General features: G+C 45.8%; 13 protein-coding genes. 11 read left to right on the top strand and 2 right to left on the bottom strand.

Features of this window, described 5'->3' with window-relative positions; translation table 11 throughout:
* The first annotated feature begins 80 nt into the window (after positions 1-80).
* The 11 genes from galE (at position 81) to KUA49_RS10410 (ending at position 10586) form a co-directional block, all read left to right on the top strand.
* Complete coding sequence (galE, locus tag KUA49_RS10460) at positions 81-1118, top strand: UDP-glucose 4-epimerase GalE (protein WP_203038553.1); 1038 nt, start codon at positions 81-83, stop codon at positions 1116-1118.
* Positions 1119-1228: 110 nt separating this feature from the next.
* On the top strand, positions 1229-1546 hold the full coding sequence (locus KUA49_RS10455) for a T9SS type A sorting domain-containing protein (RefSeq protein WP_256624716.1): 318 nt from the start codon (positions 1229-1231) through the stop codon (positions 1544-1546).
* Positions 1547-1609: 63 nt separating this feature from the next.
* Complete coding sequence (locus KUA49_RS10450; RefSeq protein WP_218411366.1) at positions 1610-3181, top strand: L,D-transpeptidase family protein; 1572 nt, start codon at positions 1610-1612, stop codon at positions 3179-3181.
* Between the two features lie 42 nt (positions 3182-3223).
* On the top strand, positions 3224-3775 hold the full coding sequence (locus KUA49_RS10445; RefSeq protein ID WP_218411367.1) for an RNA polymerase sigma factor: 552 nt from the start codon (positions 3224-3226) through the stop codon (positions 3773-3775).
* A 77-nt stretch (positions 3776-3852) separates the two neighbouring features.
* On the top strand, positions 3853-4278 hold the full coding sequence (locus KUA49_RS10440) for a hypothetical protein (RefSeq protein ID WP_218411368.1): 426 nt from the start codon (positions 3853-3855) through the stop codon (positions 4276-4278).
* A 55-nt stretch (positions 4279-4333) separates the two neighbouring features.
* The gene (locus tag KUA49_RS10435) at positions 4334-4798 is read left to right on the top strand and encodes a hypothetical protein (RefSeq protein ID WP_318331604.1); all 465 of its coding nucleotides are present in this window, start codon (positions 4334-4336) and stop codon (positions 4796-4798) included.
* A 211-nt stretch (positions 4799-5009) separates the two neighbouring features.
* On the top strand, positions 5010-6767 hold the full coding sequence (gene aspS / locus KUA49_RS10430; protein ID WP_218411369.1) for an aspartate--tRNA ligase: 1758 nt from the start codon (positions 5010-5012) through the stop codon (positions 6765-6767).
* A 194-nt stretch (positions 6768-6961) separates the two neighbouring features.
* Positions 6962-7282: a winged helix-turn-helix domain-containing protein gene (locus KUA49_RS10425; RefSeq protein ID WP_218411370.1), complete on the top strand. Its 321-nt coding sequence runs from the start codon at positions 6962-6964 to the stop codon at positions 7280-7282.
* A gap of 139 nt (positions 7283-7421) precedes the next feature.
* Positions 7422-7772, top strand: a complete 351-nt coding sequence (locus tag KUA49_RS10420) for a hypothetical protein (protein ID WP_218411371.1) — start codon at positions 7422-7424, stop codon at positions 7770-7772.
* A gap of 120 nt (positions 7773-7892) precedes the next feature.
* A complete protein-coding gene (locus tag KUA49_RS10415; RefSeq protein ID WP_218411372.1) occupies positions 7893-9380 on the top strand; it encodes a xylulokinase in 1488 nt (495 codons plus the stop codon).
* A gap of 135 nt (positions 9381-9515) precedes the next feature.
* Positions 9516-10586, top strand: a complete 1071-nt coding sequence (locus tag KUA49_RS10410) for a mannose-1-phosphate guanylyltransferase (protein WP_218411373.1) — start codon at positions 9516-9518, stop codon at positions 10584-10586.
* A gap of 130 nt (positions 10587-10716) precedes the next feature.
* On the opposite strand, the gene KUA49_RS10405 is transcribed toward KUA49_RS10410, so the two are convergent.
* Both KUA49_RS10405 and KUA49_RS10400 read right to left on the bottom strand, forming a co-directional pair.
* On the bottom strand, positions 10717-11358 hold the full coding sequence (locus KUA49_RS10405; protein ID WP_238405766.1) for a DedA family protein: 642 nt from the start codon (positions 11356-11358) through the stop codon (positions 10717-10719).
* Positions 11359-11445: 87 nt separating this feature from the next.
* Positions 11446-13164, bottom strand: a complete 1719-nt coding sequence (locus KUA49_RS10400; RefSeq protein ID WP_218411374.1) for a glutamine--tRNA ligase/YqeY domain fusion protein — start codon at positions 13162-13164, stop codon at positions 11446-11448.
* Positions 13165-13347: the final 183 nt, after the last annotated feature.

The following is a 13347-nucleotide window of genomic DNA, read 5'->3' as shown; positions in this document are numbered from 1 at the left end:
TCATATTTTTGCAGTACTTTTGCATCCGTAACTAGATTCTAGTTAATTAGAATATCAACTTTTCAATAAAGCTAACGATAATGAAACAGACAATTTTGGTAACAGGCGGTACAGGCTTCATCGGTAGCCATACCACAGTAGAGTTGCAGCAGGCTGGCTACAACGTAGTAATCGTAGATGACCTCTCTAACTCTAAGATCGAGGTACTCGACGGTATTGAGAAAATCACAGGCATTCGCCCTGCTTTCGAGCAGGTAGACTTGCGCGACAAGGCTGCAACGGAGGCCGTGTTCAAGAAGTATCCAGCTATCGAGGGTATCATCCACTTTGCTGCCAGCAAGGCTGTGGGCGAGAGCGTGCAGAAGCCTTTGCTCTACTACCGCAACAACTTGGTTTCGCTCATCAATCTGCTTGAGCTCATGCCACAGTATAATGTAAAGGGTATCATCTTCTCTTCTTCCTGCACCGTTTACGGTCAGCCAAAGCCGGAGAACCTGCCTGTTACTGAGGATGCTCCTCACCAGAAGGCTACTTCTCCATACGGTAACACCAAGGAAATTAACGAGCAGATCATTGCCGACTATATCCATAGTGGCGCTAATATCAAGAGTATTGTGTTGAGATACTTCAATCCAATCGGTGCCCATCCATCTGCAGAAATCGGTGAGTTGCCTAATGGTGTGCCAAACAACTTGATTCCTTACGTAACACAGACAGCCATGGGCATCCGCAAGGAGCTTACCATCTTCGGTAACGACTATGATACTCCTGACGGAACCTGCATCCGCGACTACATCTATGTAGTTGACCTTGCCAAGGCTCACGTTTGCGCTATGGCCCGTGTGCTCGACAAGGAGACTGAGCCAATTGAGTACTTCAACATTGGTACCGGTAAAGGTAACTCAACTCTCGAAATCGTAGAGACCTTCGAAAAGGCTACTGGCGTAAAGCTGAACTGGAAGTATGGTCCTCGTCGTGAGGGTGATATCGAGAAGATCTGGGGCGACTGCACCAAGGCTAACAAGGTGCTCGGCTGGAAGGCTGAGTCTAACCTTTCTGACGTGCTTGCATCTGCCTGGAAGTGGCAGGAGAAGCTCCGTGCTGACGGAATCATGTAAGTTATAGATTAAATATTCTTAAAAAGAAGGAACTTTCTGCCGAAAAAGGTGGTGGGTTCCTTCTTTTTTTATATCTTTGCAAAAAGTATTTTAACGAAATTTGCAACGATATGAAGAAAACTCTATTTACCATCATAACTGTTGCGGGTATGATGCTCGCAATGCCAGCAAATACCATGGCTGCCAATAGTGCCGTGGAGCTGATTGATTTGGATGTGCAGGACATCACGCTGACCTATGGTAACGGTGTGATGCACATTACCGGTGCCAACAACCAGGTGGTTACTATCTATAATCTGGCTGGCATCGCAGTGAAATCGTTTAGAGTGGATGGTGTTGACAAGCGCATCGGTCTTGCTTTGCCTGATGGCGTATATATTATTAAGGTGGGACCATCGTTTACTCGCAAGATTACTGTAAGACGATAGTTACAGCGTCTGTTGAAGGTGCTTTTCTGAGGCATCTTGGACGTACTCCCTTCAAATAGTGATATGTCAGTGAGACTCTTAAAGTTTATTCCTGCGTTGCTGTGTCTGGCTTTGCTATCATGCCAGGAGCATGAGCCGAATAGCAATGTAGGACTATCGTTAGAATACTACCAGGAAATGCGTAATCCGAACTATGCCATCAACTCGCAGGTGATTAGGGAGCTGATGGATAGCTTGATGCGCAATGATGGCGGCACAACCGTGGCTGACCAGCATACCAAGAGATATTACCGCAAAAAAGGGGGCTTCCTTTGGATTGACAGGCATGGTGTGGATCATCGTGCCGACACCTTGCTAGCTTATCTTCAGCGGGTGGGGGACATGGGGCTCAATCCGAAGCATTTCTTTGTGAAAAACATAGAGAATGACCTGCTTCGACTCCGTGAACTGCAATTGGGCGAGGGTATGGAGGATATTAACCATGTGCTTGCCAGATTGGAATACCGACTCACCAAGTCGTATCTGCGCTATGCAGGTGGACAGCGATTTGGCTATGTCAATCCTTCTTTTGTGCTCAATCGTCTCGACAGCATCGATCCCAATCCATACGATTCCATCAAGCGCCCCGTAAGGTATCGAGGACTCTATGATGTGAAGATCGATCATGCCAATGATCATTTCTATCTTCTTGCTTTACAGCAGATTGTAAAGAGTGGTAAAAGTGACGGTGCAGGGGATAATCAGAACGCTGCATCCAATTCCTTGACTGCTTTTCTGCATGATGTGCAACCCAAGTCTGCGTTTTATGAGCAGTTGGCTAAGAAGTTACAGACACCGGGATTGGACAAGGCGATGAGGATTAAGATTCTGGTGAATATGGAGCGTTGCCGCTGGCGACAGGCGGATAGTCCTGAAAAGCATCAGAAGTATGTGCTGGTCAACATCCCGTCTTACCATCTTTATGCCATCGATCATCAGGATACGCTGTCAATGCGGATAGGGTGTGGTTCCACCAAGACCAAAACCCCATTGCTTACCAGCTATTTCAAGCGGATGGACTTGAATCCGAAATGGTTTGTGCCTCGCAGTATCATACTCAAGGATATGGCGCATCATGCGGGAAACGTGGGCTATTTCAAGTCTCGAAATTACTTTATTTCCGATCGCTCTACGGGCAAGGAGGTAGATCCGGCTAGGGTTACGCGCAGTATGCTTGTTTCGGGTAAGTATGGTGTGGTGCAGCGGGGCGGAAAGGGCAATGCCTTGGGCAGAATTATCTTCCGGTTTGATAACAATTTCTCCGTCTATCTGCATGATACATCTAGCAGAAGCGTGTTTGAAAAGGAAAATCGTGGCGTGTCGCATGGCTGCGTGAGGGTGGAGAGGCCGTTTGAATTGGCTAAGTTCCTGCTGAAAGAAAAGAACCCTAAGCTCTTGCAGCGCATCGAATATTCCATGACAGCCGATTCGCTCAGCATCCGAAGCAAGGTGGTGGGCTCCGTGAAGGTGAATCCGCAGGTTCCGCTCTTCATCACCTATTATACCCTCTATCCGCTTGCTGGCGGAATGGCTAACTATCCGGATGTCTATGGATTCGACGAAGTAATATACAACTTGTTGAAGAAATATCTGTAGTAAATAACATAAAGTAAAACATCAATAAGGTCATATAAGATTATGGAACTCAGTGATAAAGAGATGATAGAAATGCTCCGGGAGCCACGCACCAGGCGAGAAGGATTCGCCGTCCTGGTGAAGCAGTATAGCGAGCCGCTATACTGGAAGGTGCGTCGTATCGTCTTGAATCATGAGGATGCCAATGATGTGCTGCAAAATGCCTTTCTCAAGGTTTGGAACAATCTGGATAGCTTCCAGGGTAAGTCGTCGCTTTCTACTTGGCTCCATCGCATAGCCATCAATGAAGCGCTCGACTTGATTCGACGGCACAAGGCTGCCCTTTCTTCCACCGTGAGTACTGAAGATGATCCTGGGGTAGCGGCACGACTGATGAGTGATGACTACTTTGATGGCGATGAGGCTCAGGCCCGGTTGCAGGAAGCTGTGGCCCGGTTGCCCGAAGTGCAGCGCACGGTGTTTACCTTGAAATATTTCGATGAGTTGAAATATTCAGAAATCAGTAAGATTCTCGATACCAGTGAGGGAGCACTCAAGGCATCTTATCATCTGGCAGTGAAGAAAATAACAGAATATTTGCATCTTTATGAATAGGTGGATTAAACCTTCGGGGAGCAATTTCGTCACAATAATATAAAGAATCTCTAAAAGATAAAGAAAGGGATATTGATATGATTCAAGAAGAGAAAAAAATAAATGATATTTTTGGCAAGGACAACCACTTTCAGGTGCCCGCTGGATATTTTGACCAGTTGACAGACCAGATTATGGCGCAGATTCCAGAAGAGAAGGTTGTTGGACTTGCTAGTCCTGCAGCATCCACTGCGATTCCTCGTAGAGCCATGAAGGTTTCTCTGTGGAAGCGAATGGGGATGGGCAAGATTGCTGCTGCCATTGCTGCTGTTGTCTTACTGGGAGGAGGAATGTTGATTGGCTTGCAGCATCAGGGAAAAAGAGATGCGCAGATGGCGCATGCCAGCCATGCCGCAGGAAACCAGTTGTACTATAACAGCGAAGATGCCAGCTTTGACCAGATGGCAGACTATGCCATGATGGATAGCCAGGATTTCTATGCCCAGCTTGTGGCTGAGAACTAGAATGTCTCATTAATGCAACTTAGAGTAGTAAATATTCAAAAAAGAAAGCAAGAAAATGATGAAACAACTCATAAAAAGCAAACTGATGGTATTTCTGTCGGTGATGATGATTGGTATGCTGAGCATGTCAAGCACAGATGGATTTGCCGGCAATCCGAAGAAGCAGCGCCCTCCGTTTGATCCGAAGCGCTTCGAGGCAGATTTGGAACAATACATCACCACCCATGCCGCACTCACCCCTAGGGAGGCAGCCAGGTTCTTCCCGGTTTATCGTCAGATGATGAGAAAGATGCGTTCGCATTTTGATGCGATGCGCCGCTTTCATTTTGTCAATCCGAAGGATGAACGGGCATGTGAAGAAGCTATCCGCCGCCAGGACGAACTTGATATTGAGATGAAACAGTTGCAGCAGGAATATCATTCCCGATTTCTGTATATCCTGCCAGCAAGCAAGGTGCTCCGCATCATCAAGGCTGAGGAGCAGTTCCATCGCCAGGCTTTCAGGAATGCCAGAAAATAAAATGAATGCCAGAAAATAAAAGGAATGTAAGTGGAAACTACTTACTTGAAAAAAATGAAATATAGCAGCTATGGGCTGGTTTCTAGCCCAGTTGCCCGTTAAAAAATCGCAAAGATGTTATTTCTGTAACATTTTTGCGATTTTATTTTGTTATTTCCTTTATTTATCGTAACTTTGCAAATTGGAAATAAATTATATAATATAATAAGGTATGTACAGAAGTAATACATGTGGAGAGTTACGCCTCTCTGATGCTGGCAAGGAAGTGACACTTGCCGGATGGGTACAGCGCTCAAGAAAAATGGGTGGTATGACATTCGTTGACTTGCGCGACCGTTATGGTATCACACAGTTGGTCTTCAATGAGGCTGACGATAAGGAATTGTGTGATGCAGCCAACAAGCTGGGCCGTGAGTATTGCATCCAGATCAAGGGTGTGGTAAGCGAACGCCAAAGCAAGAATCCTAAGATGGATACGGGCGATATCGAAATCCTGGTGAAGGAACTCAACGTGCTCTCTCAGAGCCAGACTCCTCCTTTCACCATCGAGGACAATACCGATGGTGGTGACGATATTCGCATGAAATATCGTTATCTCGACTTGCGCCGCCCTGCTGTGCGCAAGAACCTGGAGTTGCGCCACCGTATGTGTATCTTGATTCGCAACTTCCTCGATGCTCAGAACTTCATGGAGGTGGAGACTCCTATCCTCATCGGCAGTACTCCAGAGGGTGCCCGTGACTTCGTGGTTCCATCTCGTATGAACCCAGGTCAGTTCTACGCACTTCCTCAGAGTCCTCAGACTTTGAAGCAGCTGCTGATGGTAGCAGGTTTCGACCGTTACTTCCAGATTGCAAAGTGCTTCCGTGACGAGGACCTCCGTGCAGACCGTCAGCCTGAGTTTACTCAGATTGACTGCGAGATGAGTTTTGTGGATCAGGATGATGTAATCAACCTTTTCGAGGAGATGGCTCGCCACTTGTTCAAGGAGATTCGTGGCATAGAGCTTCCTAAGCTGGAGCAGATGACATGGCACGAGGCTATGCGCCGTTTCGGTAGCGATAAGCCGGACTTGCGTTTCGGTATGGAGTTCGTTGAGTTGAAGGATGCTTTCGCTGGCAAGGGTAACTTCTCTGTATTCGATGAGGCTAAGTATATCGGTGGTATCTGCGTTCCTGGTTGTGCAGACTATAGCCGTAAGCAGTTGAACGAGTTAACCGACTTCGTGAAGCGTCCACAGGTAGGTGCCAAGGGCTTGGTATATATCAAGTACAATGCTGACGGCACCGTGAAGAGTAGCATAGATAAGTTCTACTCTCCAGAGGAACTCGCAGAAATCAAGACGGTGATGGGTGCCAAGGATGGCGACCTCGTATTGATTTTGAGTGGTGACAACGCTAACAAGACACGTATTCAGCTTTGCTCTTTGCGTCTTGAGATGGGTGACCGTCTCGGCTTGCGCGACAAGAACGTGTTCAAGTGTCTTTGGATTGTTGACTTCCCTCTCTTCGAGTGGAGTGATGAGGAGCAGCGCCTGATGGCTACACACCATCCATTCACCATGCCAAATCCTGATGATATCCCATTGCTCGACGAGCATCCTGAGCAGGTTCGTGCCAAGGCATACGACTTCGTTTGCAATGGTATCGAAGTGGGTGGAGGTTCTCTCCGTATCCACGACACCCAGTTGCAGGAGAAGATGTTCGAAGTTCTCGGTTTCACTCCAGAGCGTGCTGAGGCTCAGTTCGGCTTCCTGATGAATGCCTTCAAGTATGGAGCACCACCTCACGCAGGTCTTGCTTTCGGTCTTGATCGTTTCGTAAGTATCATGGCAGGTCTCGACAGTATTCGTGACTGCATCGCATTCCCTAAGAATAACTCAGGTCGCGACGTGATGCTTGATGCCCCATCAGAGTTGGATCCAAAGCAGCTTGATGAGTTGGAAATTAAACTCGATTTGAAAGACTAAAGTGTTAACATAAGAGGAGTTGCAGTACTTAAAACTTGACTTAAGTCAAAAAAAACACTGCAACTTCTTGTTAATTAGCACTTTTCTACTAAAAAAGTCTCAAAATAGAAATATTTTATTTAATTTTGCAGAAGAAATAATTAAAGAAGTAAAGCATAAGCCAAACTTCGTTTAACCAATTATTTACTAAAGACATGGTAGAAAAGAAAGCAACAAAGACAGCTGCCAAGAAGACAGCAACAAAGAAAGCTACAACAGCTAAGACAGCGACAGCAGCTAAGAAGACTACAGCAACAGCTGCAGCACAGAAGGAAGTTATCTATTTGAACGCAGAAAACGCTGGTTTCCGCGCTGGTGATGTTTACCAGGCTTTGGCAGCAGCAGAAAATGCTCTTTCATTGGATGAGATTGCAAAGATGGCTAACATCTCTATTGAGGATACTATCCTTGGTATTGGATGGCTCTTCAAAGAGGGCAAGATTAAGTCAGAGGACAACAAGGTCGCTCTCGCTTAAATAACAGAATCTTAAAGAGTCGCAGTTTCTTAACCGGAAGGGTGGGAGGCTGCGGCTTTTTCTATCTTTTTGAATATCTGCCTTTTTATGTTGAGAGGTGGATATGATATTTTGCTTTTTTCTACTTTTATTGATTAAAATGAATCTTGAACAAGAAATACTGAGCGTTTTGGTACAGGCTGGCAGCAAAGGTCTCAAATTGGAGAAAATTGCCCGCCATGTTTATAATTCCGGTAACTCCATCTTTCATCCGCTGGATTATAAGATGGTGTATAATTTCGTGTCTCAGTATCTCATGAAAAATTCCAAGGATCCTCGTTCTCTCATAGAGAAAGGTAAGGAATATGGTGTTTATTGTATCAACTATCATAGTTCGGCAGTCAGGCAATTGATGCTTGACTTCTCTTCTGCTACTGCCTTACCGGAAGCTGGCGCTGAAGAACAGAAAGATAAAAAAGCGCAGGAAATTGATTTATTTGGAGATTTTTGATTTTTTTTCGTGTTTTTGATAGGGGGAAAATGGAGATGTATTCGTATTATGTATGATAGGTTTATGTTTGAAGCATAAAATAACACGTAACTTAATTAATAAACATAAAATACGAATAAAATGGCAAGAAGGTATTTATTAGGCTTTGATGTAGGCTCCAGTTCTGTAAAGGCTGCCCTCACTGATGTTGACAATGGTGAAATCGTAGCATCTGCATTCTATCCAGATCATGAAGCGCCTATTATGGCGGTGAAGACCGGTTGGGCAGAGCAGGATCCACAGATGTGGTGGAATAATGCCAAATTGGCTCTCAAGAAAATCATGGCAGAATGTGGCGCCAAGGGTGAGGATGTTCTCGCCATTGGTATCTCTTATCAGATGCATGGCTTGGTTTGTGTGGATAAGAACCAGCAGGTGTTGCGCCCTTCTATCATCTGGTGTGACTCTCGTGCCGTACCTTACGGCGAGAAGGCTTTCCATGATTTGGGTGAGGATCTCTGCTTGCGCAATTTGTTGAACTCTCCAGGTAACTTTACTGCATCTAAGCTGGCTTGGGTGAAAGAGAACGAGCCTGAGCTGTTTGATAAGATTGATAAGGTTATGTTGCCTGGTGACTATCTCGCCATGAAACTCTCTGGCGAGGTGAAGACAACTATCAGCGGTCTTTCTGAGGGTATGATGTGGGATTTCAAGGCAAAGAAGCCAGCCAAGTTCCTGCTCGATTATTTTGGCTTCGATGAGAGCATGATTGCAGACATCGTTCCTACCTTCTCTGTTCAGAGCGTAGTTTGCAAGGAGGCTGCCGAGGAACTCGGACTGAAGGAGGGTACTCCTATTTCTTATCGTGCTGGTGACCAGCCTAACAATGCTGTCAGCCTCAATGTATTCAATCCTGGTGAAATAGCAAGTACTGCCGGTACCTCAGGTGTGGTTTATGGTGTGCTTGGAGATGTGAACTATGATCCAAAGAGTCGTGTCAATACCTTTGCTCATGCTAACTATACCACAGACTTAGATCGTCTCGGCGTATTGCTTTGCGTGAATGGTACTGGTATCCTGAACGCTTGGGTACATCGCAACATAACTCCAGATGTAAGCTATGCTGATATGAACGATTTGGCTGCTGGTGTACCTATCGGTAGCGACGGTGTGAAGATTATTCCATTCGGCAATGGTGCCGAGCGTGTATTGGAGAATCGTGAGGTGGGTTGCTCTATTCGTGGTCTGAGCTTCAACAAGCACAACCGTGCACACATCGTCCGTGCAGCCCAGGAGGGCATCGTGTTCAGCTTCTGCTATGGCATGGAAATCATGCAGCAGATGGGTATGGATATCAAGAAGATTCATGCCGGTAAGGCAAACATGTTCCTCAGTCCATTGTTCCGTGATACCTTGGCTGGTGTAAGCGGTGCAACAATTGAGCTTTATGAGACTGACGGTAGTGCTGGTGCTGCCAAGGGTGCAGGTATCGGTGCTGGTATCTATAAGGATCACGATGAGGCTTTTGCATCTCTCAAGAAGTTGGCAGTGATTGAACCTGACGAGGCTAACCGCAAGGCATATCTTGAAGCTTATGCTGATTGGAAGGCTGAATTGGCTAAGCTATAAGAAAAAATAGCGAAAAAAGGATAATTATCATTCAAGATTAAGAAAATAAAGAAAGGATGGAAACTTTTCCATCCTTTTTTTCGTTTATCTCCTTTTTTTTTATTACTTTTGCCAAATATCTATAAAAAAATGAATATGGCTCATAAAAATAATCATTTAGTCATCATGGCTGGTGGAGTAGGCAGTAGATTCTGGCCTATGAGTACCGAGGAAAAGCCAAAGCAGTTTATCGATGTTCTAGGAACAGGTCGTTCACTTTTGCAGCTTACCTTCGACCGTTTCGAGGGCGTGTGTGCACCTGAGAATGTTTGGGTAGTTACAAATAAGAAATATGCAGCGCTGGTTCATGAGCAGTTGCCTGAAATTCCTGAAGGCAACATCTTGCAGGAACCATGCCGTAGAAATACAGCTCCTTGTATCGCTTACATCAGTTGGCGCATCAAGGAGAAGGATCCACAGGCTAATATTGTGGTTTCTCCTGCCGATCATATCGTGATGAATGGCAATGAATTCAGAAGGGTGATTGTTTCTGCCTTGAAGTTTACCAGTGAAACTGACAGTATCGTAACTTTGGGTATGAAGCCTACCCGTCCGGAGACAGGTTATGGCTACATTCAGGCAGATTTGCGTACGCCTTCTGCCCGCAATAAGGAAATCTATCGTGTTGATCAGTTCAGAGAGAAGCCTGATTTGGCTACTGCAACAGAGTATATCAAGGATAAGAGTTTCTTCTGGAATGCAGGTATCTTCGTGATGAGTGCGGCAACCATCGTCAATGCGTTCCGCGTTTATCAGCCTAGCATAGCGAAGATTTTCGAGAGCATGCGCAGCATCTATGGCACTGACAAGGAACAGGCTGAAATCGATCTTCGTTATCCTGAGTGTGAGAGTATCTCTATTGACTATGCCATCATGGAGAAGGCTGAGGAAATCTTCGTGATGCCTGCCGACTTCGGTTGGAGTGACCTCGGTACATGGGGTAGCCTCCTGGCACAGAGCCGCAAGGATTTGTATGGCAATGCTACCATCGGCGAGAACATCGTGATGATTGAGTCTAAGAATAATATTGTTCATACCTTGAACGAGAAGAAGGTGGTTATCCAGGGATTGGAAGGCTACATCGTAGCAGAGGAAGATGGCACCCTTCTTATCTGCAAGCTATCTGAAGAGCAGCGCATCAAGCAGTTCTCCGGTAGTGAAAAGTAATATAGGGAATATCAGATATAAAAAAGAATCTCTCCGTAGATGTTTGAACTTCTACGGAGAGATTCTTTTTTATTGTATATTTCTATTTGATGAAATAAAGGGTTTATTTTATTGTGTTTGAAAAGGATGCTTATTTCTTCTTGATTCCCTTGTATGCGATAAACGCAACGACTACTACGGCAAGCGCCAGAATGACATAACCAATCTCGTGGCTATACTGTACTGCCTGCTTGTAAACATCCTGAGTTGTCTTGTAATCAGTATATTCATAAATTCCCCAACCTATGGTTGCCAATACGGTGTTCCATACACCGGCACCGATAGTTGTGTAGAGCAGGAACTTGCCTACGTGCATTCCTGCCAGTCCGGCAGGGATACTGATAAGCTGGCGAACCGCTGGTACCAATCTGCCGAAAATGGTAGATGCAGCACCATGCTTGCGGAAAAACTCCTCTGCCACTTCCACCTTCTTGCGGTCGATGAGGCACATGTGGCCGATTCGGCTGTCAGCAAAACTGTAGATGATAGGGCGGCCAACCCATTTTGCCAAATAGTAGTTGATGAGGGCACCGAGGTCTGCACCGATGGTGGCAAACACGATGACGAGGATAAACGACATTCCACTGTTAGGATCCATTGCCTTCCAGGCAGCTGGTGGAACAACCACTTCTGATGGGAATGGTATGAATGAACTTTCGATAGCCATGAAAAGAGTAACCACCCAATAGTTCAAGTTATCCAGAATCCAAAGAAAAAGATCTGCTGTATTCATTATGTTTATTTATCTTATTATGTATAGTGAATGCTAGGAGCCGATAGCTTTAAATAGCTCCAAACTCCTAGCTTTTTATTTCATCACTTATTTGTTCTGCTTAGCCCAGGTATCCTTCAAGCCTACAGTCTTGTTGAATACAGGTTTCTCGTCTGTGGTATCGAGGTCTGCCATGAAGTAGCCGATACGCTGGAACTGGAGATATTCTCCTGGCTTCTTGGTTGCAGCATACTCCTCTACGTAGCACTCCTTGAAATCGTGATAGCTCTCAGGATTGAGCAGTTCGCGGAAGTCGCGATCATCTGCAGATGGGTTCTCGATGGCGAAGAGGCGATCGTACTCACGTACCTCTGCCTTTACGCAGTGGTCTGCAGATACCCAGTGCAGAGTACCCTTTACCTTGCGGTTGGCACCTTCCATTCCGCTCTTGCTGATTGGGTCGTACTCAGCCTGAATCTCTGTGATAACGCCATTCTCATCCTTGGTGCAACCTGTACACTTCACGATGTAAGCGTTCTTTAGGCGTACTTCCTTGCCTGGAGTCATACGGAAGAACTTCTTAGGAGCATCCTCCATGAAGTCGGCACGCTCAATCCAGAGATTCTTTGAGAATGTGATGGTATGTGTACCATCTGCCTCGTTCTCAGGGTTGTTGATTGCCTCCATCTCCTCGCTCTCACCCTCAGGATAGTTGGTGATGACAAGTTTCACTGGGTCGAGCACAGCGCTTACGCGGCAAGCCTTCTTGTTCAAGTCCTCACGAACAGAAGCTTCCAGAAGTGCCATGTCGTTGAGAGCATCAAACTTGGTGTAGCCAATGCTGTCGATGAACATGCGGATGCTCTCTGGTGAGTAACCACGGCGACGCATACCGCAAAGTGTAGGCATTCGTGGGTCGTCCCAACCATTTACCAAGTGCTCATCCACCAATGTGTGGAGCTTACGCTTACTCATCACAGTGTAGGTGAGGTTCAAGCGGTTGAACTCAATCTGGCGTGGGCGATTGTCGTTCAATACGTCATCGCTGCCGTCCATCTCTTTCAGGAAGTCAACAAACTTGTCGTAGAGTGGGCGGTGAGGCACAAACTCCAGTGTACAGATAGAGTGGGTTACACCCTCGAAGTAGTCGCTCTGTCCGTGTGCGAAGTCATACATCGGATATGCATGCCACTTGGTTCCTGTGCGGTGGTGTGGAGTCTGGATAATACGATACATGATAGGGTCGCGGAAGTGCATGTTAGGGTTAGCCATGTCGAGCTTGGCACGGAGTACCATGCTACCCTCAACAGCCTCAGGAGTATTCATCTTCTCAAAGAGAGCGAGGTTCTCCTCAACAGGGCGGTCGCGGTATGGGCTGGCAGTACCTGGAGTAGTAGGAGTACCCTTCTGTGCTGCGATTTCCTCAGCGGTCTGCTCGTCGATGTAAGCATTCCCCTTCTTGATCATCCAAATTGCAAAATCCCACAACTTCTCAAAATAGTCAGAAGCATAGTAAATGTTGCCCCACTTGAAGCCGAGCCACTGAATATCCTGGAGAATGTTTTCTACGTATTCGTTATTTTCCTTGCTAGGGTTGGTGTCGTCGAAACGGAGGTTGCAGACACCTTTGTATTTCTCGGCTACGCCGAAGTCCATGCAGATGGCTTTGGCATGACCGATGTGAAGGTAACCGTTAGGCTCTGGTGGAAAACGGGTCTGAATTCGACCTGCGTTCTTACCTTCCTTGAGGTCTTCCTCAACCAACTGTTCTACGAAAGAGATGCTCTTTGCTTTCTCTTCGATTTTGCTTTCTTCATTAATTGCCATATTCTATAGAATTATTTTATGATTTCAAAAACTGCTATTTTCCTCGTTTGATGGTGCAAAGATACAAATTTTCTGATAAGTACGGAAATTATCAGCCCTTAAATTTCATAGAAGGTATGGAAAAATGCAAAATATGTTTTTAAACATACAAAATGATTTGTTTGTTTCGATAAAAAGCAGTAC

It is taken from the genome of Segatella copri (assembly GCF_019249655.2).
Taxonomy (GTDB): Bacteria; Bacteroidota; Bacteroidia; order Bacteroidales; family Bacteroidaceae; genus Prevotella.
Note: the sequence above shows the minus strand (reverse complement) of the source record. Positions and strands in the feature narration are given on the sequence as shown.